Below are 20,632 nucleotides of genomic sequence, written 5' to 3'. Positions count from 1 at the left end.
ATGGAAGAAATCATTCTTGAAGATAAAAAGGCTTTTTTGTACCTTAATAATTTAGGAGATACGCCATTCGATCAGTTTTGGCTCATGGTTTCCGGAACATGGATCTGGGTGCCGCTTTACATTATTTTCTGTTATTTTCTTTATAAAAATTTTAAGCTTAAATCCTTACTTTATATTCTTCTTTTCGTTGCTATCGGGGTTACGATTTCCGATCAGGTATCAGGGATTTTCAAATATGGAGTTGCGAGATTAAGACCTTGTCATGACCCAAGTTTACAGTCTTATATGAGAATTGTAAAATGTGGCGGACAATTCGGTTTTTATTCTGCACATGCCTCAAATACATTCTTTTTAGCAACTTATTTAAGTTTTCTGTTAAAAGATAAGCTTAAGTGGTTTCCTTATGTTATATTTGTTTGGGCTGCGGTAGTATCATACAGTCGCATTTATTTAGGAGTGCATTTCCCGATAGATATTTTGGTGGGGGCGTTTGTTGGAATTTTATTGGGAGCGATATTTTCTGTGCTCGCAAAAAAAGTCATCAACAAACAAACTATATAAAATGAAAAAACATCTATTCATTATTACTTTAGCGGTTTCATCGCTACAATTTTTCTCAGCTCAAGACAAAAAGATCGCAGAAGAATGCATGCAAAAGGCCGATTACAAATGTGCCGAAGAGCAGTATGCAAAACTGGCTGACAAAGAAATGATTCAGCAGTATCAATCTGAATATTTCAATAATTTAGGTACAGCGCAAAGACGATTAGGAAAAACGGCGGCGGCTTTTAAATCTTATGAATCTGCTTTGAAGTCAAATCCTAAATCGGCTGCTGTGTACGCTAATTTGGGCTCATTGCATAATCAAAAAGGAAGTAAAACCAAAGCATTAGATTACCTGAATAAAGGTTTACTCATCGATGAAGAGAATGCTGAAATGTATCTTACTCGGGCTAAGGTTTATGAAAATCTAAACAAGAAAGATTTAGCCGAAAAAGATTTAAACCAAATTCTAACATTTGCTCCCGACAATATTTTTGCCCGTACAGGTTTAGCCAATCTGAAAAAGAGAAATGGTGACCTTGAAGGTTCTTTGAGTGATTATAATAAGCTGCTTTCAGAAAAGCCAGAATCTCTTTTATACAATGGTAGAGCCGATGTTTATTTAAAACTAAAAAAGTATAAAGAGGCTTTAGCAGACGTCAATAAAGCAATCTCAATCGATCCTAAATTTTCGCAATCATACGTAACGAAAGCACTAATTTTATTTGATTCTGCAAAAGATAAAGAAGCTTGTGCAAGTCTGGATAAAGCTGTTGCTACGGGATACGAAAAAGCGGCATTAACTGAGCAATATGCTAAATGTGTCAAAAAATAATTTAATGTTTTGACTTATGGAAAGTCCTTATAAAGAACAAATTCAAAAAGAAAATACAGATACATTAGTTTATCAGGTACATGTCGCAAGTTTCAGTTATCAAAATGAATATATTGCCGCCTCAATAGATGAATTGAAAGAGAGAAATTATGATTTTTCAAGACTGACTCAAAACTTATACATTGAGTATGTGATTAGAGATTTTCCAATCGGATGGAGAAAAACATTGAGGAAAATGTTTGATGATCTATTAGAGAATGGATGGAATAACGACGTACCACTCAAATATAAATATACCTGGGGCGAATTTATGGTTAATGGTTTTCGAACTGAGGCGAACAACAAATGTGTGGATATTTATAAAAAATATAAAGAAATATTTCATTTGACTTGTAATGATTGTGGTAGTGTAAAAAAAGTTGAACATTCTGGGGATGAATATTTGTGTAAAAAATGTATAGTCTCAAGTCTGCAAAAGAAGAGAGTTACAAAAATCAATACGGTAGGATTCAAATATTATGAATCATCTTTGAGAAAGTTTATGACTGTAAATTGGAGCGAAATTAAAAAAATAGAAATACAAGGCGGAGAAGGAGAATATTGGTTAAATTTATCTAAAATAAATGATGAAGAAATTTTTATTGACGGATATGTTTATAATCCCACTCAGTATTTACCATTTAATTCGTCTAGCACAGTAAACTTTTTCAAGTTGCTGAAAAAAATTCCGTTCCAATATCTGTCCAGCGAACAGATTGACCTAAGAAAAAGAATTTTGAACTTACAAAAATGCTTAGTTTGTGCACGAAAATCAGTTTTAGATGACAAATGCATAATTTGTAGGAGTAGCAATTCAAGAATTCTTCATCCTAGTAATTCCCAACTAAAAAGATATAAAACGATCGACGAAATAATCAGAAATGAAAAAGAGAGGTTCAGATATCGTTTAAATTCTGTCGCGGAAACTAGATACAGATATAAAACGGATTCATCATTTAAATAAAATATTATTCATGTTAAACATTGTTCTTGTAGAACCGGAAATACCCAATAACACAGGCAATATCGGAAGATTATGCGTAGGAACCGAAAGCCGATTACATCTCATTCATCCTCTTGGATTTTTAATTGATGACAAAAACCTCAAACGTTCAGGTTTAGATTATTGGGTACATCTTGATGTTTCAGAATATGCCAATGTTGAAGAATGGATGAAGATAATTCCTGATATGTCAAGAGTTTTCCTGATGAGTTCTCATGCTGAAAAATCTTATCTTGAAATAGATTTTCAGGATGGTGACTGGCTGGTTTTCGGGAAAGAAAGTGTGGGTTTGAGCAAGGAAGTTTTAAATTTATTTGAAAACCATTTAACGATTCCGATGTCGAAACTGATCAGAAGTTTTAATATTGCAAATTCTGTGGCGTTTGTAGTGGGAGAGGCAAAAAGACAGATTAATCTAAAAAAAATATAGTTTCAGATTTGATTAATCATTGTGATAAGGTTTTCCCTGCAAAATCTGATCCGCACGATATAATTGTTCAACGATAAATAACCGGATCATCTGGTGGGTAAATGTCATTTTAGAAAGTGACATTTTTTCGTTTGCTCTAGTATAAATTTCGTCTGAAAAACCATAAGCCCCGCCGATCAAAATGTGAATTTTTTTGACAGAAGAATTCATCCAACTGTCAATTTTCTGGGAAAATTCTCTGCTGGTGAACTGTTTTCCTTTTTCGTCTAAAATAGTAACCCAGTCATTTTTTTCAATATAATTCTGAAATAATTTTGCTTCCTCTTTTTTTAAAAGATCAGGCGAAAGATTTTTTGCGTTTTTAATGTCGGGAATCTCTACAATTTCAAAATTCCAGTGTTTGGGAAGTCGGGTGAGATAATAACTTATGAGAGAATTGATTTCCTTATCGTCAGTTTTCCCGATGCAAAGTAGATTAATGCGCATTTTTTAGCTTTAAATAGAAAGAACAAATATACTTATATTTAAAAAAGATTAATGATTATTATTAAAATCTGTATTTTTACATTAATCAGCAAAGACAATATGAAATCCTCGGTATTTTTTTCATTATTTTTAAGCTTTTCGGCAATTGCATACGGTCAGGAAATCAGTGATTCTGATGAGAAAAAATATCTTGAAGACGACCGTCATAAGATCTCGCTTGTAGGTGGAATAAGCTATATCAACAATTCTTTCGGATTGTTTTATGAAGGTGAAACTTTTAGACTGAAACCCAATGATTCTTTTTACACAGAATTTTTCTTTCGATACCGATGGGTGGACGCAAGTATATCTTTTGCACCGAAGTTTGTGAGGATAAATAATGACGACGATACCAAAGGAAAAACCAAATATTTCAATCTCGGATTTGCTTTTTTTATCAGCCCAAAACTCAGACAATATGTCAACTTTAATCAGGTAAAAGGTCTTTATTTAGAAGATACTAAAAGGTTTTTTGAAACCGCTTTAAATGACGAATTTACACAGGAATTAAGTAATGATTTAATGCAATTTCCAGATGCTAAATATCAATCTTTTACAGGCGACACGAGTTATTTGTGGTTCGGCAAAAAGGAAAATTACAGAACGTATACCGATATGACGTATAAACCTCTGAAGAATGATTTTGTTTTGCTTACGGGTTTGGTTTATCAATACAACCTGATGAAAGATACGAATCGTGCAAGGTATCAAGGTTTAGAAATAAATGATACCGAAAATGAAAATTCTGTCACCAAAGATGTAAGACTGACCTTGAGAACAGGTGGCGGAATGCAAAAAATAATAGGGAAAAACTGGTATGCAATTGTAGAGATTTACCCGCAAATACACTACGGTTACTTGATTGACGAAAATTATAATGAATTTAATATTGGTCTCAATTCTTACTCAAGAATAGGATTTGATAATGGAAAATGGTTTTTCGGTGGCGGTGCACAACTGAATTGGATCAATAGCAATAATGATAATTTTTATTCAACTACCAATTGGTTATTTCGTTTCGGATTGGGTTTTAGAATAAAATCCCCTAAATTTGTAGACAAACAGTTTGACAAAATTGATCAAATTTTAAAATAAAAAATGGGTATTAAGGTTCCGGGTTTTCTTTTGAAGGTTCAAGATTTTCTAGATGATATACATATTCCGCTTCTGGGAATATCACTTTGGCAGTTGTTTCAAATCTATTTTGCAGGTGTTTTCAAAGGTAAAATAGGGAAGAAGGCCGCCGCAATCTCCTGGAGTTTTACGTTGAGTCTTTTTCCTTTTATTCTGTTTTTGCTTTCTGTTTTACCATATATGCCGCATTATGATAAGCTTCAGTTTTATATTTTTGAAGTGTTGATGCACAATATTTTCCCATCCAACATCGAAGGAGATGTGAGAGGTTATATTGAAAATAATATTATCCCCAACATGAAGGGAATCAGTAATTTAACGATTCTTATTGCCCTCGTTTTTGCAACTAACGGAACATTTTCTATTATTAATGGTTTTAACGAAAATTCTAAAGAGAAACTTCCTGATGTTAAAGAATTTATTCTGTCATTTTTTATCACAATTGGCTTTGTTACCATCGTGTTTTTAGCGCTTTTTGGCGTTTACTATTCTGAGGTTGTTCTTAAGCTTTTTACACCAAAATATAATATTTCCTGGCTCGTCAATAACCTTTCGAAAATCATTGGTTTTGTATCATTCCCGGTATTCTTTTTCCTTTTACTGACCATGTTTTATTGGTTGGGAACGGTGAAAATAATCAGATTCAGACAGGCAATTCCCGGAGCGATTCTCACAACGGTTTTATTTATTCTTACAACGTATCTTTTTACGCTTTATGTGAAAAATATTGCACGATATAACGTATTATACGGATCGATTGGAAGTATGATTTTATTGATGGTTTGGGTAAATGTCAACGTTTATCTCCTTCTTTTCGGGAATGAATTGAATATGGCCTTGCGAAAATTGAGAGTTGAAAAACTTTTGGCTGACGAACTCAAAAAAGAAGCATCCCATTATCAATCAAAAAGTGAAGAACCTAATCTCGACAGTGATGAAGAGCATATCCGCAGTATTATACAAGAAATTAAAAAAGAAGAAGATGAAAAATCTAACGGTTAAAGTATTGATTACGTGTGCACTTTTAAGTATGCAATCTTGTGAGCATATTCTTGATCAAGCTGAAGAGAAAAGAGCTCAGGAAAATTTCACTTCAGAATTTATGGGAAATTATTCCGGAAGTTATACGGGAGATATGAGTGGACCACTAACCGTGAATGTACGGAAAGATGCGAGCGTACAGGTTATTCGTGGTACAGCGGGTAATCCAGACTCATATGATACCCATTTGATTATGTCATCTTTTAATACAACTGCAAAATCTCCACAAGGTTTTATACTCATCGGCAATATGCAAACCAAAAAAGGAACTTGGGAAATGGGAAATTTAAAAGGAACCTGGAGTCTGACTAAAAATTAATCCTCTTCAGTTTCTATGGTTTCAGATGAGCTCATATTTAGAATAATATATCCTGCAATTGCAGCAATAAAAGAAGCAATCAGAATGGCAAATTTAGCTTCATCCTGAATTTGAATTTCTCCTTTAAATGAAAGTAAAGCGATGAAAATTGACATCGTAAAGCCAATTCCGGCCAAAAGTCCGACTCCTAACATCTGCGTCCATGATGAGTTTTGAGGAAGCGAACTGATTTTAAATTTGATGGCAATCCATGAAAAAAGATTGATTCCTATCAGTTTTCCTAAAACTAATCCGCAGATAATTCCCAAACCTAAACCACTGAAAAGCCCGTCAACCATTCCATTATTAAAAGTAATATTGGTATTGGTTAAAGCGAAAAGCGGCATGATGAAAAAACTTACCGGAAAATGAAGCTGATGTTCTAGTTTTTCTAAAGGTGAAATTTCTGTTGTAGAAATATTTGTTGGAATTGAAAATGCCAAAACTACACCCGCAATTGTCGCATGGATTCCCGAATGATGAAGGAAATACCAAAGAAAAATTCCAGGAATCAGATACAAAATGATTTTGGCTACTTTAAAATAATTCAGAAGAAACAACAAAACTGAAGTTCCTAAAGAAAGAAAAATGTAAATCCAATGAATTTGCTCAGTGTAAAAAATAGCAATCACTAAAATAGCACCCAAATCATCTACAATTGCCAAAGCTGCAAGAAATATTTTAATCGAATTAGGAACTTTTTTCCCAAGCATCGAAATGATTGCCAAAGAAAAAGCAATATCTGTCGCCATCGGGATTCCCCAACCGTTGCTATGATCGGTTCCGTAGTTAAAAGCGGTATAAATAATTGCAGGAACAATCATTCCACCAATTGCGGCAAATATTGGCAAAGAAGCATTTTTAAAAGATGAAAGCTCACCTTCGATGACTTCTCGTTTGATTTCTAGACCCACCAAAAGAAAGAAAATAGCCATCAAACCATCGTTAATCCAAATACTGACAGGATATTTCAGATGAAATAGATTAACACCAATTTCTTGATCTAAAAAGTTCTGAAAGTTTTCGGCCAAAGAAGAATTGGCGATTCCTAATGCCAAAGCGACACAAAGTATCAATAAAACTCCTGATGATTGGCTGCTCTCGAAGAATTTTTTAAAGTATATGCTTAATTTCATGCTTAAATTCTGATGACTTTAGAAACACCGTCGATATCTTTTAGTTTTTTAAAAGTTTCATCGAGCTGGCTTCTATTTTTTACTTCAAGATTGATGTTTCCGGTGAAAACGCCGTTATTCGATTCAATAGACATACTCTTCATATCCATGCCCATAGCACCGCTGATTACTGCGGTAATGTCATTGATCATTCCCATTCTGTCGAGTCCCTCGATCTCAATTTTAATACGGTTTTTGAAGCTTTCTTCATTCACCCATTTAGCAGGAATTACACGGTAATCGTACTGAGCTCTCAGGTTGATCGCGTTCGGACAATTGTCGCTGTGCACTTTTATACCTTCTGAAATGGTGATAAATCCAAAAATTTTGTCTCCTGGGATTACAGTACAACATTTTGCATAACTGTAATTCAGTTTTTCTTCATCTTTCCCGAAAACAATCATATCCAGATTGATCTCTTTCGGCTCTACATAATGTTGGTTTTTTGTAGGTGATTTTCTGAATCTTGAAAGTAGGTTGTTGAATACGTTTTTACTTTCAATATATTTTCTTAAACTACTCGCATCCAGCTCATTCGTCTGGAATTTTAAAAACAGTTCTTGAGAGGTTTTCAGATTGAAAAACTTCTGAAGTTTATTGATTTCTTCATCATTAAAATTGATCTTTGCGTGTCTCAATTTTCTACGAAGAATTTCTTTCCCTTCATCAACCAAAGAGTTTTTCTCAGAATTTAAATACCCTTTTATTTTTGATTTCGCCTTAGAAGTCACCACAAAATCGAGCCAGTCAAACTTTGGTTTCTGGTTTTGAGACGAAAGAATATCTACCTGATCGCCATTTTGCAAAACATAAGAAATAGGGACTAATTTTCCATTAATCTTTGCTCCCAAACACTTCATTCCTAAATCTGAATGTACAGAAAATGCAAAATCTAAAGCGGTTGCATTGGTTGGAAGAATTTTAATCTCACCTTTTGGCGTAAAGACAAAAACTTCTTTAGAATATAAATTGAGTTTAATATTATCTAAAAGCTCAGAAGTCGAAAGATTCTGCTGTTGCTCAAGTACATCACGTATTTCGGTAACCCATTTCTCGAAATTTCGGTCGTCATTGGTTTGTTTATAGCCTTCTTTATATTTGTAATGTGCCGCAACACCTTTTTCGGCAATATCATCCATTCTGTCTGAACGGATTTGCACTTCAATCCATTTTTTGTCAGGACCAAGAACCGTTAAATGTAAACTTTCATAGCCTGTGGAACGGGGTTGCGTAATCCAGTCACGCATTCTCGATGGATTGCTGTGATAAACATCTGTTACAATCGAATAAATTTTCCAAGCCAAAAATTTCTCATTTTTAGCATCTGATTTATAAATTATTCTGATGGCGTAATTGTCAAAAACTTCCTCAAAAGTAACACCCTGCTTGAGCATTTTTCTGTAAATCGACGAAATCGCTTTTGCACGGCCTTTGATGGTGACATTCAGCCCTTCGTCTTTTAAACGTACAGAAACCTCTTTCTTAAACTCTTCGATGTACCGCTCTCGGTTTTCCTTGGCAAGTTCTAATTTTTGCGTTATTTCATTATAAACATCCGGACTGTTATACTTCAAAGATAAGTCCTCTAGTTCAGATTTGATATTGTATAAACCTAAACGGTGTGCGAGTGGAGCATAAATGTAAACAGTTTCTGAAGCAATTTTTTTCTGCTTGTCCGGCGCCATGCTTTCCAACGTTCTCATATTGTGAAGTCGGTCTGCAATTTTGATCAAGATCACACGAAAATCTTCTGAAAGCGTGAGGAGTAGTTTTCTGTAATTTTCAGACTGCACAGAGATGTTCTGATGGTTCATGATTGAGATCTTGGTCAATCCGTTGACAATTTCCGCAATTTTATCACCAAAAATCTTCTTCAGGTCTTCGTAGGTGTAATCTGAATCTTCAATAACATCATGCAATAATGCGCAAGCGATTGATGTTGCTCCCAAACCGATTTCTGTTGCGACAATTTTAGCTACAGAAATAGGATGGTAAATGTATGGTTCACCAGATTTCCTTCTTTGGTCTTTGTGCGCATCTAATGCAATATCAAAAGCCTTTCGGATGAGTTTGTTGTTCTCTTCATCCAAAGTTCTGTATGTGTTAGAAATCAGGTCTTTATACCTCGTTAAGATTTCTTTATTCTCTTGTTCTAGGTCATAACTCATTTGTGTAAAAGGCTTTGTTTAAACGAAAATACGAAAAATATAGCTATTTGTCAATTCTATAAACTAAAAATCCGTAGAAAAAATTCTACGGATCCGGTTATGAGTTTTTAGTTTTTAATTTAAGATTTCACTTCAGAATTTATTCCGTCATGCTGTACTTTGATTCTTACATCAGGGCTGCTGTGAATTTCAGCTTTACACCTTGCATCAATGTATTTTTTTATGTTGCTGTAGGATGCTTGTTCGATGCTCATGTTTTCAAATAAATACGTTTTGACAACAGAATTTTGATGAAATATATTCTGCGCTGCTGTTAACTGTTCGTTATCTCTAATCTGTACACTCGCCATATATTGTGAATGCGGATGATCTTCTAGGAGATAAACTATATAATCAGAGTTTTCAAACCCCGAAGTTTCAACTTCGTTTTCTAACCGCTTATAATCACTGTGACGTTCAAATATTCCTGTTAAAATGCTTGACATAGTAATTTTGTTTTGGTACTTAAAGATAGAACTATTTTTTAAATAATTGATAGAAATTTAATAAAATTTGATATATTTTATTTTATCTATAAAAAATTAATAATAATTAAGATAATGTCTATTTTGATTGAGTTTTCATTTTAATCTATTTTCTTCCATTTTTCATCTCTTATAATATAGTCAATCTTTTCATAAAATTTTACTAGTCCTAAAGTTCCCTTTTCACCATAGTCGTAAATTTTTTTTCTTTTACCATTGTCAAAAATAATTTCTGTTACTTTTGATGGACAGTCTGAACATTCAATGGAGTATTTGTCTTCTAATTTTCAAAACCTATTTGATTAAGTTCTTCGGCAATATTCTTAAAACTGGAAATATTATTTCCACTGTATCTTCCTTCAAGATTTTTATAAAAGTTTGATTGAAGAATAATCGAATCTTTGTTTAGAGTTAATTGATATTCTATTCCTGGCGCATACCCTCCAATTTGAGTGAAAATTATCTTTTCAATATGATGCTTATTTATTGATGATATAAATTCTGTCAACTGATTATTCTTGATCATTAATGTATCATATTGAATCAAATCATTCTTGTTATCACTATGTCTTTTAAAATTAACCAGCTTGATGAGATGTTGATTTCTATGAAAGATTATTTTGGCAGAAAATATGTCGTAAACTTTCTGCTTTCCTGGATTTAATAATTGATAACCAGCATCACTACTCAACAATAAAGCAGTGTGGTAATAATCTTCATTAATTAATATTTTAACAATAATATTATCCTTGGTCTCTGGATAACTCAAATTTACCAAATAATCTTTCTTACCATCATTATTTAAATCTGCTTCAAAAATTGGTTTGAAATTTTCCTTTTTTATTGTTTCTCTGAAAGTTTTTATAGAATCAATAAAATCTGCACCGTAAGAAAAATCCTTTTTCAGTTCTGAATTTTCATAGCCTTTGTGTGAATGTATCATTTCCAGAATCTCATTTTCATTGAGCTCTGTTTTCTCACAGGAGTGCAGAAGAAAAATTCCAATTAAAATATAAATTAATTTCATTACGAATGTTTTAAGGATAAAAAAGCCTGTCTAAAAAATTAAACAGGCTCTAAATTATTTAAATAAAATTAAATTCTTTCATTTTTAATCTCTTCAACAATTTCAGGATTCAATAGAGTAGAAGTATCTCCGAAATTAGAGAAGTCACCTTCCGCAATCTTTCTCAAAATTCTACGCATGATTTTTCCTGAACGCGTTTTCGGAAGACCTGATACGAACTGAATTTTATCCAGTTTAGCAATCGGACCAATCTGATCTGAAATCAATTGATTAATTTCCTTAACTAAATTTTCATGCTTTCTGTCTGATCCTGAATCCTTTAAAATCACAAAACCATACAAAGCACTTCCTTTGATGTCGTGTGGGAAACCTACAATCGCAGATTCTGCCACCGCCGGATGTTCGTTGATGCTGTCCTCAATCGGTGCGGTGCCTAAATTGTGTCCTGAAACAATCACCACATCATCTACACGACCTGTAATTCTGTAATAACCCACTTCGTCTCTCAGAGCACCGTCACCAGTGAAATATTTTCCCGGAAATGCTGAAAAATAAGTCTCTTTATATCTTTGGTGATCTCCCCAAATCGTTCTCGCAATTCCCGGCCACGGAAAACGGATGCAGAGATTTCCTGTGACCTGATTTCCTGTAATTTCATTGCGTTTGTCATCCATTAAGACAGGCTGAATTCCCGGTAATGGAAGAGTTGCATACGTTGGCTTCGTAGGCGTTACAAAAGGAATAGGAGAGATCATAATTCCTCCGGTCTCAGTTTGCCACCAAGTATCTACAATTGGACATTTTTTTCTTCCGACGTGATCATTAAACCAATGCCACGCTTCCTCATTGATTGGTTCTCCAACAGATCCGATTACTCTTAATGAGGTTAAATCATGTTTATCAACCCATTCAGCACTTTCTTTTGCTAAAGAACGGATGGCAGTTGGCGCAGTATAAAATTGAGTAACTTTATGTTTTTCAATCACTTCCCAGAATCTGTCCGGCTCAGGATACGTTGGGATTCCTTCAAAAATAACGGTCGTTGCGCCATTTAAAAGCGGTCCGTAAAGAATATACGAATGTCCAGTAATCCAGCCAATATCTGCAGTACACCAATAGATGTCGTTTTCCTGATAATTAAATACATTTTTAAAAGTATACGCCGAATAAACCATGTACCCAGCGGAAGTGTGAAGCATTCCTTTTGGTTTTCCTGTAGAACCTGAAGTGTACAGAATAAACAAAGGATCTTCTGCATCCATAATAATGGTTACGAAATCAGCAGAAGCTTTTTCGTACAGATCAGCTATCCAAAAGTCTCTGCCTTCCTTCATTTTTACTTCGTTGTTGGTACGTTTTACAACCAAAACTTTTTCTACGGTAGGACATTTTTCTACTGCTTCGTCTATAATCGATTTTAAATCTAAAACTTTACTTCCTCTGTAACTTCCGTCTGAAGTGATCAGCATTTTTGCGCCACAGTCATTAACTCTGGAAACCACAGCAGAAGCCGAAAATCCTGCAAAAATTACCGAATGAACGGCTCCTATTTTAGCGCAAGCCAGCATCGTAATCGCCAGTTCAGGAATCATCGGAAGATAGATGCAAACTCTGTCGCCTTTTTGGATTCCCATGTCTTTCAAAACATTTGCTGTCTTGTTGACTCTTTCGTAGAGTTCGTTGTAAGAAATGTGCTGTGCTTCTTCCTTTGGGTCGTTGGGTTCCCAGATGATGGCTGTTTTTTCTCCTCGCACAGATAAATGTCTGTCTAGGCAGTTTTTTGTGATATTTAATTTAGCATCTTTAAACCATGTGATCTTTGCCTCATTCATATCATATTTTACCACTTTGCTCCACCTTTGGTACCATACAAAATTTTGGTCAGCCACTTTATCCCAGAATTTTTTCGGGTTTTTGATTGATTTTTTGTACTCTTCAAAGTAGTGCGGTAAATCTTCTATCACGTAATTTCTCATACTTTTTCTTTTTAGAATTATTTATTGTTTAAATTTTTTATTTGTTTAAGTTGTGCGTTTTCGATTTTCAAATTGAACACGAAGCGCACGAAGTTTTTTTTTATCTGACTTTTTTTAAGTCTCACAAAGCCGTTTCACTTAGAAAAGTTTACAGAGGTTTTTAGTTCATGACAGATTGAGAGCAATTTTCATTATAGTTTGTGTTCCATAATTGGAAGAAATCTATCTTTAACTGATGTTTCACTTTCTCCAATTTTTATAAATCCGAAACTTTCATAAAATTTTTGTGCATTAGGGTCGGCGTCCAGAATTATTCTGATTTTTCCGCTCTGTTTTATTTTTAAAATAAAATCATTCATTAATAATTTTCCATAACCTTTACCGATATTTTCAGGTGAAACAAAAAGATTGTCAAGTCTCACACTATTGTTTTCAATTTCAAAATAAGAATAGTAAGCAATAATCGATTGGTTGACAATTAATTTATACACTTGATTCTTGTCGATGTATTCTGAGGTAATGGTTAGTAAATCTGACCACCTGCTCATTTGTTCTTCAGAATATCCCCAGTAGGCCTTTGATCTTTTTGTGATCTCAGTTAAAATCTTGTCGTCATCGGTATTTGCTTTTATAATTTCTGTCATCACCTTTACTTTACGAATTTCTGTATTGCCGAATCTTCTCTTTCAACTCACCAATAATCATTTCATCATCAATCGTCGAAGGAATCTGAAATTCTTTACCATCAATAATCGTTCGGATCAATTTTCTTAAAATCTTTCCTGAGCGTGTTTTGGGAAGTCTTTTGACAACCATCACGGATTTTAGAAATGCAACTGCACCAATTTTTTCTCTGACTTTCAGAATGATTTCTTTTTCTATCTCTTCTTCAGAAATTTCCGAACCATTTTTCAAAACTACGGTTGCAAAAGGAACTTGCCCACGTAAATCATCATCAATTCCGACGACAGCACACTCGGCAACATCGGAATGAGAGGAAACGATTTCTTCCATTTCCGAAGTTGAAAGTCGGTGTCCCGCAACGTTGATGACATCATCTACACGACCTGTGATAAAAATATAGCCGTCTTCATCTTTTATGGCTCCGTCTCCTGAAAAATAATAGCCTTTGTATTGTGATAAATAACTTTTTTCAAAACGTTCGTAATCATTCCAGATTCCCAGCATTGCGCCTGGAGGAAGTGGTAGTTTGATAACTAGATATCCTTCTTTATGTTCGTCAAGTTCAAATCCGTTTTCGTCAAAAATTTTAATATCGTACCCCGGAATCGGTTTTCCTGCTGAAGCCCTTTTAAGTTTATAATCATCATCAAAAGTCATCAGTCCTAACATCGGCGATCCAGATTCTGTCTGCCACCAATGGTCAATAGCGGGAACTCCGATGTGCTTTTCAAACCAATCTAAAGTTGCGACATCACATCTTTCACCTGCCAAAAACTGTTTTTTGAAATGGCTTAAATCATATTTTTTAACCAGTTCTCCATTTGGGTCTTCTTTTTTAATAGCTCTGATGGCTGTCGGAGCGGTAAACATCGCTGAAACTTTATGTTCAGATATAATTCTCCAAAAAGTTCCTGCATCGGGAGTCATAATAGGTTTTCCTTCAAAAATAATGGTGGTATTTCTGTTAATTAATGGTCCGTAAACGCTGTAGCTGTGACCAACCGCCCAACCAAAATCTGAAGCTGCCCAGAATGTTTCGCCTTGATCAATTCCATAAATATATTTCATTGAGAATTTCAAAGCGATAGCGTAACCTCCTGTATCTCTTGTAATTCCTTTTGGTTTACCAGTCGTTCCGGAAGTATAAAGTAAGTATAACGGATGATTTGATTCTACTGAAACACAATCTGCAGGTTTGGACTTTTCAACTAACTCTTCATAATCGATGATGCCTTCAAACATTTCATGTTGATTATTAACTAATTTTCTGTTGAAAACAATGATATTGTCTACTTTATCCTGCGCCAGTTCAATCGCTTTTTCAACCAATGGTAGATAAGGAATTCTCTTCGCAATTTCAATTCCTGCCGTTGCCGTAATCAAAGCTTTTGGTTTGCAGTCATCAATTCTTACGACCAATTCATGAGGTGCAAACCCTCCAAAAACAACATTGTGGATCACCCCAATTCTTGCACAAGCCAGCATTGCAAAAAGCGTCTGCGGAATCATTGGCATGTAAATCACAGCAGTATCTCCTTTTTTTAAACCTAAAGAGGCAAGTCCGCCTGCTAATTTTGAAATTTCTTCTTTGGCCTGATTATAAGTGTATCTTATTTTTTGATTGGTAACCGGAGAATCATAGATAATCACAGTTTCTTCTCCAAAGCCATCTTCAATATGTTTGTCGATACAGAGATAAGACATGTTGAGCTTTCCGTCTGCAAACCATTGGGTGTAACTGTTTTCGTCTTTTGAAATAATCGTTTCGGGAAATTCAAACCACGAAATTTCCTGAGCCTGCTCTTTCCAGAACTGCTCTTTGTTTTCTATGCTTTGTTTAAATAAATTGTCTGCGTTCATAATTTTTGCGTTTGGTTTTTTAAACACTAATTACACGAATTTCTTTCACGAATAACACTATGCCAGTTGTGTCATTCGTGCAATTCGTTTGTGTCATTCGTGTTTAAGAATTAAGCAACTCCTCAATCTGAGAAATCAATTTTTTAATAGAATACGGCTTTGTTACATATGCGTCCGCTCCGATCTCCAGTCCTTTTTCAATATCTTTCGGGTTGTTTTTGGCACTGAGAAAGAGAACTTTTGTATTGTTTAAGGATTCATTTTTTTTAATTTCTTCCAATGTGCTGTATCCGTCAAGATTGGGCATCATGATATCCAATAAAATGACATCGGGAACAAGTGTTTTTAAAAATTCTAAAACTTCAGTTCCATCTCTGGCGATGAACACTTCGTAACCTATTTTCCGGAAACTGTATTCGAGTGACATTAATATTTTGTGTTCGTCATCTGCAATTAATATCTTTTTCATTCTTGTACTTCGTTAGGGTTCAACTTCATGGTTTTCTATATTTTTCTTCGGCAGGGTGATGGTAAACGTAACACCCAATCCACTGTTTTCTGCTTTAATGTTTCCGTTGTGGGCTTCGACGATTCTCTTTGAAATCGCTAGTCCGAGACCACTTCCGGTAGGTTTTCTTATGTTTTGATTTTTAGCCTGATAAAATTTATCAAAAATCATTTCCAAATCTTCTTCGGGAATATGCTTTCCGGTGTTGAATATTTTTATAATTAAAAAATTATCTTTTGCTGAAAATTTAGTTTGAATTGTACCTTGATCTTCAGTAAATTTCAAGGCATTTCCTAAAATATTTTGAAACAGCTGAATAAATCTAGCTTCATCATATTCAAACAAATAATGATTGAGCAAATCAACTTCGCTCACATGAATGAATTTCTGCTGAATTAAATGTAATATTGGGTTTAAAGCCTTTTTATACGTTTCAATAATGTTATTTTCATGAATATTTAATGCGATTTCTCCGTGTTGAAGTTTATCCAAATATAAAATATCATTGATGATTTCGCTCAAACGGTCAGATTCGGTGATGATGTTATTTAAAAATTCTCTTTTTATATCTAAAGGAATATCGTCGTCATCGGCTAAGATTTCTCCAGCCGAACGAATTGCGGTAATCGGTGTTCGCAATTCATGAGCAACAGAATCCAGAAAATCATCTTTCTGGCGGTCTTTCACGATAAGATTTTCATTTGCGGCACTGAGGTCGTTGGAAAGCTGTTTCAGCTCCTCAGATTTCTCGGTAAGTTTTTTATTTAATGTGATATTTTCTTTTGATTCTTCCAAAATATTTAAAACTTCTTTCAAAGATATTTTATCTTCTTTCGTTACTCCTTCAATGAGAATTTTTGCAGAAGCCGTCCCGATTCTCCCCGCCAAAAGGTTCTCAGAGAATTTAATAAATCTTGAATCGGCCGTTTCGGTTTGCGAATCGATATTGTATTTAATATTAAAAATCCGCATGGCCTGTTCGGTTTTCTTTTTGCCTAAAAAACGTTCCAAGATGTTTTTAATATCAGAAACATAAGCCGTTCCTCTCCAAATGAATGCGTTTTCGTGATTTTGAATGTATTTATCGATGTCAACATACAATTCTGCGAAATTTCTCTCACGATAATTTCCTTTCATGCTTACAGAAAGTATGGTAAACAAAGCAGTATTCACCAAAATCGACCAAAAGAAAATCTCCGGAATTCTGGTTAAAAAATAAATGTCGAAAAACTGAAAAGTATCATATAAATCTCTTAAAAAACCTTTTAATTCAGAGTTATAAGAAAAATAATACTGAGGAATAATTAATCCGAAATAGCAAATAATTAATCCCGCTAAAAGCCCTATTACTGCGCCTTTGTAACTTCCTCTTCTCCAAAATATCGCTCCGAAAAATGCAGGAGCCAATTGTGCAATGATGACAAATGAGATCAATCCGACAGAATCTAGAGAACTTCTTAAAATAAAATATTTGTAAAAGGCAAAAGCGAGAATAATCAATCCGAATATCGAAAATTTACGGATGTTGGTAATATTTCTGGTGTTTTGAACTTCATTTTCTGCTTTAAATTTTCCTAACAAGCCGTAAGGAATAATTAAATTATTCGAAAGCATAATTGAAAGCGTGATAGCTGAAATGATAATCATCGAAATTGATGAACTCAAACCTCCCAAAAAGACCAAAACCGTAATCAAAGTATTATCAAAATGTTGCGGAATCAGAATAGAGTAGAACTCAGGGTTTACGTTTTGTCCTTGGAAAATCAATCTTCCGCCCCAGGCAATCGGGAAGATGAAAATGGTGAATATCAAAAGATATAAAGGGAAAAACCAGATTGCTGTTTTGATGTGTTTTTCCTGTCTGTTTTCAACAATTGCGGTGTGAAACTGTCTTGGTAAAATGCAAATTGCAGTTCCGGAAATCATGCAGAGAACCATCCAGTTCATGGCGCCTTCAATTCCGTTAAAGGTGTTTTTAGCTTTAAAATCCGGGAATTTACTTGCCTTCTGATACAAGTCCGAAAATCCGTCAAAAGCATAATAGATCACAAATAATCCCAAAATAATAATGAAGAATAATTTAAGAAAACTTTCTAAAGCAATCGCAGAGATAATTCCTAAACGTTTTTCGGATGCATCAACATATTTTGTTCCGTAATAGGATGAAAAAACAGCAATTAAAATAACAACAAAAGTTCCGCTGTCTGTTAAAATATTTTGAGAAATTTTTGTTTCTGTAACCAAGTGGAAAGTCTCAGAAATCGCCTTAATCTGCAATCCGATGTAAGGAATAATCGCAAAGAGACAAACTAATGTGATTATAGCACTAAAACTTCTGCTGTTTCCATATCGTAATGAAATAAAATCAGCTAAACTACTGATCTTGTTAACCCTTGAGATGCGGACAATCCGAGTATTAATATAAATCCAGGCAGGAATCACCATGATCGGGCCAATGTAAATCGGTAAATAATTGAGTCCGCTGGTCGCTGCCACGCCGATACTTCCATAATACGTCCATGCGGTGCAGTACACGGCAAGCGACAATGCGTAGATGTATGGGTTATTGATCCAAATCTTACTCTTTTTCTTCTCTGCCAAATGGGCAACTAAAAACAAAAGTGCGAGGTAAATAAGGACAACGATAAATAATGCGAAACTACTCATCATATTTTTTTACGATTACAAAAGAAATAATGATGGAAATCATCCAGACGGCGAAGAAATAAACAAGAATCATTGGGTAGCCAAAAACCTCTCTCTCACTGTTGAAAAGCAATGAAATCGGAATGCTGAACGCAATCAGTAAACCTGCGCTCAGAATAATCAGTTTTTGCTCGTGTCTTTTTTTCATAATTAATGATTGATATAATAAACGATAATTGATGAACAAAATCATTCATCAATTATCATCTATCATTAATAATTTATTTGTCGTCAGAATATTCTCCAATCAAGGAATAATATCCGAAAATTGCCAATCCGCCTGTGACAATCGGAACCAATACAAAAAGTATAATGATGCCAAATACCAGATCTTCCTGTTTGCCTGATGTGATTTTAGGAATGCCCATCACCGTTATTCCGAAGTAGGCAACGATCAAGGCAGCTAAAATCCATACAATGCCTAATATTTTTTTTAATCCGTTCATTTTAGTAGATTTAAAATTAATAATTTTTAAGTGATTATCCCTATTAATCGTGGATATTATTGTTTTTGGTTTTAAGATAAATCAATCCGATGACTAAACAGACTGTGGCAACTCCAATCGGATACCAAAGCCCTTCAAGATACCACGTCGCATGCCCTGCATCTTTTCCGGAAGTTACGAGATAAGTGGCAACCGCAGGAAGTAATCCTCCAAAAACTCCATTACCAATATGATATGGTAACGACATCGATGTGTAACGGATTCTTACGGGGAACATCTCAACTAAAAATGCTGCAATCGGACCATAAACCATCGTCACAAAAATTACCTGAACAAATACAAGGAAGACCAAATACCATCTTGTGTCGTCGTTTAAAGTAATTGCTGTCGAAACTTTTGGCTCTTCAGCTTTTCCGTCTTTCATTATTGGGCCGGCGGCTGACCAATGAACGATACTGTCTTTTTTAATTAAAGTTCCATCTGTATAAGCTGTTTCTTTATGAAATGTAACTAAACTGTCTGATGCAATAGTTTTGTGCACTGCCGCAACTCTTGTTTCTTTAATTCCATTGTCTGCTACAGTTTTCGCTTCGATATTCACGCTTTTATACATTGCATCGTAAATCGGTCTGTAGGCTAAGATGGCGACCAGCATTCCGGTCATCATAATTGCTTTTCGACCAATTTTATCTGAAAGCCAGCCGAAAAACACAAAGAAAGGTGTTCCCATTAATAATGCAGTTGCCATCAGATAATCGACCTGCATTGAGTTGATATTCATTACTTTTTGCAGAAAACTCATTGCGTAAAACTGTCCTGTGTACCAGATTACCCCTTGCCCCATTGCAGCACCGAATAATGCCAATAAGACAAATTTAAAGTTGAATTTATTTCCGAAACTTTCTTTTAAAGGATTTTTTGAAGTTTTCCCTTCACTTTTAGCCTTTGCAAAAAGTGGCGACTCCTTCATGTTTTTTCTGATGAAATAAGAAACCCCAACCATTAAAATAGAAATCCAGAAAGGAACTCTCCATCCCCAAGAGTCAAATTCTTCTGCGGATAAAGTATTTTTAGTAATTAAAATAACAATTAATGAAATGAAAAGTCCTGCGGTAGCGGTAGTCTGAATCCAAGAAGTCCAGTAACCTCTTCTGTGCGGCTGAGAATATTCTGCTACGTAAGTTGCTGCGCCACCGTATTCTCCTCCTAAAGCTAAACCTTGTAAAAGTCTTAAAATTAAAACTAAAACCGGCGCCATAAATCCGATCGTTTCATAACCCGGAATACATCCAATCAAGAAAGTGGAGAATCCCATGATGAGTAAAGTTACTAAAAACGTGTATTTTCTTCCGATGATGTCTCCCAATCTTCCAAAAAATAAAGCTCCGAAAGGTCTCACTACAAATCCTGCCGCAAAAGTTGCTAATGTAGATAAAAATGCCGCAGTCGGATTGTCTGACGGGAAGAATTTGGTCGCCAAAACGACTGCCAGACTTCCGAAAATATAGAAATCATACCATTCTATCAAAGTTCCGAGGGACGATGCGGTGATGACGCTCCAGATGGTGCGGTTTTTCTGCTTATCTGTCATATTCTCGTAAACATCGTGGTGTTGTTCGCTCATATTAGTAGATTTTTTTTGTTAGTGAT

Annotated in this window: 21 protein-coding genes; 7 read left to right on the top strand and 14 right to left on the bottom strand. The window is 34.7% G+C overall.

Features of this window, described 5'->3' with window-relative positions; all coding sequences use genetic code 11:
* From MQX03_RS05290 to MQX03_RS05275, 4 genes are read left to right on the top strand one after another with little or no spacing between them, the layout of a single operon-like run.
* Positions 1-561: a phosphatase PAP2 family protein gene (locus MQX03_RS05290; RefSeq protein WP_242801960.1), complete on the top strand. Its 561-nt coding sequence runs from the start codon at positions 1-3 to the stop codon at positions 559-561.
* Between the two features lies 1 nt (position 562).
* Positions 563-1,378 carry a tetratricopeptide repeat protein gene (locus tag MQX03_RS05285; protein ID WP_242801959.1) on the top strand — a complete coding sequence of 272 codons (816 nt, stop codon included), beginning with the start codon at positions 563-565 and terminating at the stop codon, positions 1,376-1,378.
* 16 nt (positions 1,379-1,394) lie between these two features.
* The gene (locus MQX03_RS05280; RefSeq protein WP_242801958.1) at positions 1,395-2,381 is read left to right on the top strand and encodes a hypothetical protein; all 987 of its coding nucleotides are present in this window, start codon (positions 1,395-1,397) and stop codon (positions 2,379-2,381) included.
* 10 nt (positions 2,382-2,391) lie between these two features.
* Positions 2,392-2,850, top strand: a complete 459-nt coding sequence (locus MQX03_RS05275) for a tRNA (cytidine(34)-2'-O)-methyltransferase (RefSeq protein ID WP_242801957.1) — start codon at positions 2,392-2,394, stop codon at positions 2,848-2,850.
* 12 nt (positions 2,851-2,862) lie between these two features.
* Here MQX03_RS05275 and MQX03_RS05270 read toward each other — a convergent pair whose 3' ends face one another.
* Positions 2,863-3,336 carry a 23S rRNA (pseudouridine(1915)-N(3))-methyltransferase RlmH gene (locus MQX03_RS05270; protein WP_242801956.1) on the bottom strand — a complete coding sequence of 158 codons (474 nt, stop codon included), beginning with the start codon at positions 3,334-3,336 and terminating at the stop codon, positions 2,863-2,865.
* A 51-nt stretch (positions 3,337-3,387) separates the two neighbouring features.
* Here MQX03_RS05270 and MQX03_RS05265 point away from each other — a divergent pair, with 51 nt between their 5' ends.
* Genes MQX03_RS05265 through MQX03_RS05255 form a run of 3 tightly spaced genes read left to right on the top strand, consistent with a single transcriptional unit; the run spans position 3,388 to position 5,869 of the window.
* The gene (locus tag MQX03_RS05265) at positions 3,388-4,470 is read left to right on the top strand and encodes a DUF4421 family protein (RefSeq protein WP_242801955.1); all 1,083 of its coding nucleotides are present in this window, start codon (positions 3,388-3,390) and stop codon (positions 4,468-4,470) included.
* A gap of 3 nt (positions 4,471-4,473) precedes the next feature.
* Complete coding sequence (locus tag MQX03_RS05260; RefSeq protein ID WP_242801954.1) at positions 4,474-5,511, top strand: YihY/virulence factor BrkB family protein; 1,038 nt, start codon at positions 4,474-4,476, stop codon at positions 5,509-5,511.
* The gene (locus MQX03_RS05255) at positions 5,492-5,869 is read left to right on the top strand and encodes a hypothetical protein (protein ID WP_242801953.1); all 378 of its coding nucleotides are present in this window, start codon (positions 5,492-5,494) and stop codon (positions 5,867-5,869) included. The genes MQX03_RS05260 and MQX03_RS05255 overlap by 20 nt, the downstream gene beginning before the upstream one ends.
* Here the strand turns inward: MQX03_RS05255 and nhaA are convergent.
* The 13 genes from nhaA to MQX03_RS05195 form a co-directional block, all read right to left on the bottom strand.
* Complete coding sequence (nhaA, locus tag MQX03_RS05250) at positions 5,866-7,044, bottom strand: Na+/H+ antiporter NhaA (protein ID WP_242801952.1); 1,179 nt, start codon at positions 7,042-7,044, stop codon at positions 5,866-5,868. The two genes, MQX03_RS05255 and nhaA, sit on opposite strands and share 4 nt — an antisense overlap.
* Before the next feature lie 2 nt (positions 7,045-7,046).
* Complete coding sequence (locus tag MQX03_RS05245; RefSeq protein ID WP_242801951.1) at positions 7,047-9,251, bottom strand: RelA/SpoT family protein; 2,205 nt, start codon at positions 9,249-9,251, stop codon at positions 7,047-7,049.
* 119 nt (positions 9,252-9,370) lie between these two features.
* Entirely contained in the window at positions 9,371-9,736 is a 366-nt protein-coding gene (locus tag MQX03_RS05240) for a hypothetical protein (protein WP_242801950.1), read from the bottom strand.
* 140 nt (positions 9,737-9,876) lie between these two features.
* The gene (locus MQX03_RS20615; RefSeq protein ID WP_449508577.1) at positions 9,877-10,002 is read right to left on the bottom strand and encodes a hypothetical protein; all 126 of its coding nucleotides are present in this window, start codon (positions 10,000-10,002) and stop codon (positions 9,877-9,879) included.
* Between the two features lie 53 nt (positions 10,003-10,055).
* Entirely contained in the window at positions 10,056-10,802 is a 747-nt protein-coding gene (locus MQX03_RS05235) for a hypothetical protein (protein ID WP_242801949.1), read from the bottom strand.
* A 68-nt stretch (positions 10,803-10,870) separates the two neighbouring features.
* Positions 10,871-12,778: an acetate--CoA ligase gene (acs, locus tag MQX03_RS05230; protein WP_242801948.1), complete on the bottom strand. Its 1,908-nt coding sequence runs from the start codon at positions 12,776-12,778 to the stop codon at positions 10,871-10,873.
* A 191-nt stretch (positions 12,779-12,969) separates the two neighbouring features.
* Complete coding sequence (locus MQX03_RS05225) at positions 12,970-13,422, bottom strand: GNAT family N-acetyltransferase (protein ID WP_242801947.1); 453 nt, start codon at positions 13,420-13,422, stop codon at positions 12,970-12,972.
* A 10-nt stretch (positions 13,423-13,432) separates the two neighbouring features.
* Positions 13,433-15,322 carry an AMP-binding protein gene (locus MQX03_RS05220; protein ID WP_242801946.1) on the bottom strand — a complete coding sequence of 630 codons (1,890 nt, stop codon included), beginning with the start codon at positions 15,320-15,322 and terminating at the stop codon, positions 13,433-13,435.
* Between the two features lie 103 nt (positions 15,323-15,425).
* Complete coding sequence (locus MQX03_RS05215; RefSeq protein WP_242801945.1) at positions 15,426-15,791, bottom strand: response regulator transcription factor; 366 nt, start codon at positions 15,789-15,791, stop codon at positions 15,426-15,428.
* Between the two features lie 12 nt (positions 15,792-15,803).
* Entirely contained in the window at positions 15,804-18,497 is a 2,694-nt protein-coding gene (locus tag MQX03_RS05210; RefSeq protein ID WP_242802117.1) for an ATP-binding protein, read from the bottom strand.
* The gene (locus MQX03_RS05205; protein WP_242801944.1) at positions 18,490-18,684 is read right to left on the bottom strand and encodes a hypothetical protein; all 195 of its coding nucleotides are present in this window, start codon (positions 18,682-18,684) and stop codon (positions 18,490-18,492) included. The genes MQX03_RS05210 and MQX03_RS05205 overlap by 8 nt, the downstream gene beginning before the upstream one ends.
* Before the next feature lie 73 nt (positions 18,685-18,757).
* Entirely contained in the window at positions 18,758-18,982 is a 225-nt protein-coding gene (locus MQX03_RS05200; RefSeq protein WP_129534017.1) for a DUF6814 family protein, read from the bottom strand.
* A 43-nt stretch (positions 18,983-19,025) separates the two neighbouring features.
* Positions 19,026-20,606, bottom strand: coding sequence for an MFS transporter (locus MQX03_RS05195; protein WP_242801943.1), 1,581 nt, complete (start codon positions 20,604-20,606; stop codon positions 19,026-19,028).
* Between the last annotated feature and the right edge of the window lie 26 nt (positions 20,607-20,632).

Origin of the sequence: Chryseobacterium aahli, assembly GCF_022699665.1 — a bacterium.
In the GTDB taxonomy this organism is placed as follows: Bacteria; Bacteroidota; Bacteroidia; order Flavobacteriales; family Weeksellaceae; genus Chryseobacterium; species Chryseobacterium aahli.
Note: the sequence above shows the minus strand (reverse complement) of the source record. Positions and strands in the feature narration are given on the sequence as shown.

What these genes read in the sequence shown, in the direction of transcription:
- MQX03_RS05290 (WP_242801960.1), top strand. Translation starts at nt 1, where the DNA reads ATGGAAGAAATCATTCTTGAAGATAAAAAGGCTTTTTTGTACCTTAAT.
- MQX03_RS05285 (WP_242801959.1), top strand. Translation starts at nt 563, where the DNA reads ATGAAAAAACATCTATTCATTATTACTTTAGCGGTTTCATCGCTACAA.
- MQX03_RS05280 (WP_242801958.1), top strand. Translation starts at nt 1,395, where the DNA reads ATGGAAAGTCCTTATAAAGAACAAATTCAAAAAGAAAATACAGATACA.
- MQX03_RS05275 (WP_242801957.1), top strand. Translation starts at nt 2,392, where the DNA reads ATGTTAAACATTGTTCTTGTAGAACCGGAAATACCCAATAACACAGGC.
- MQX03_RS05270 (WP_242801956.1), bottom strand. Translation starts at nt 3,336, where the DNA reads ATGCGCATTAATCTACTTTGCATCGGGAAAACTGACGATAAGGAAATC.
- MQX03_RS05265 (WP_242801955.1), top strand. Translation starts at nt 3,388, where the DNA reads ATGATTATTATTAAAATCTGTATTTTTACATTAATCAGCAAAGACAAT.
- MQX03_RS05260 (WP_242801954.1), top strand. Translation starts at nt 4,474, where the DNA reads ATGGGTATTAAGGTTCCGGGTTTTCTTTTGAAGGTTCAAGATTTTCTA.
- MQX03_RS05255 (WP_242801953.1), top strand. Translation starts at nt 5,492, where the DNA reads ATGAAAAATCTAACGGTTAAAGTATTGATTACGTGTGCACTTTTAAGT.
- nhaA (WP_242801952.1), bottom strand. Translation starts at nt 7,044, where the DNA reads ATGAAATTAAGCATATACTTTAAAAAATTCTTCGAGAGCAGCCAATCA.
- MQX03_RS05245 (WP_242801951.1), bottom strand. Translation starts at nt 9,251, where the DNA reads ATGAGTTATGACCTAGAACAAGAGAATAAAGAAATCTTAACGAGGTAT.
- MQX03_RS05240 (WP_242801950.1), bottom strand. Translation starts at nt 9,736, where the DNA reads ATGTCAAGCATTTTAACAGGAATATTTGAACGTCACAGTGATTATAAG.
- MQX03_RS05235 (WP_242801949.1), bottom strand. Translation starts at nt 10,802, where the DNA reads ATGAAATTAATTTATATTTTAATTGGAATTTTTCTTCTGCACTCCTGT.
- acs (WP_242801948.1), bottom strand. Translation starts at nt 12,778, where the DNA reads ATGAGAAATTACGTGATAGAAGATTTACCGCACTACTTTGAAGAGTAC.
- MQX03_RS05225 (WP_242801947.1), bottom strand. Translation starts at nt 13,422, where the DNA reads ATGACAGAAATTATAAAAGCAAATACCGATGACGACAAGATTTTAACT.
- MQX03_RS05220 (WP_242801946.1), bottom strand. Translation starts at nt 15,322, where the DNA reads ATGAACGCAGACAATTTATTTAAACAAAGCATAGAAAACAAAGAGCAG.
- MQX03_RS05215 (WP_242801945.1), bottom strand. Translation starts at nt 15,791, where the DNA reads ATGAAAAAGATATTAATTGCAGATGACGAACACAAAATATTAATGTCA.
- MQX03_RS05210 (WP_242802117.1), bottom strand. Translation starts at nt 18,497, where the DNA reads ATGAGTAGTTTCGCATTATTTATCGTTGTCCTTATTTACCTCGCACTT.
- MQX03_RS05205 (WP_242801944.1), bottom strand. Translation starts at nt 18,684, where the DNA reads ATGAAAAAAAGACACGAGCAAAAACTGATTATTCTGAGCGCAGGTTTA.
- MQX03_RS05200 (WP_129534017.1), bottom strand. Translation starts at nt 18,982, where the DNA reads ATGAACGGATTAAAAAAAATATTAGGCATTGTATGGATTTTAGCTGCC.
- MQX03_RS05195 (WP_242801943.1), bottom strand. Translation starts at nt 20,606, where the DNA reads ATGAGCGAACAACACCACGATGTTTACGAGAATATGACAGATAAGCAG.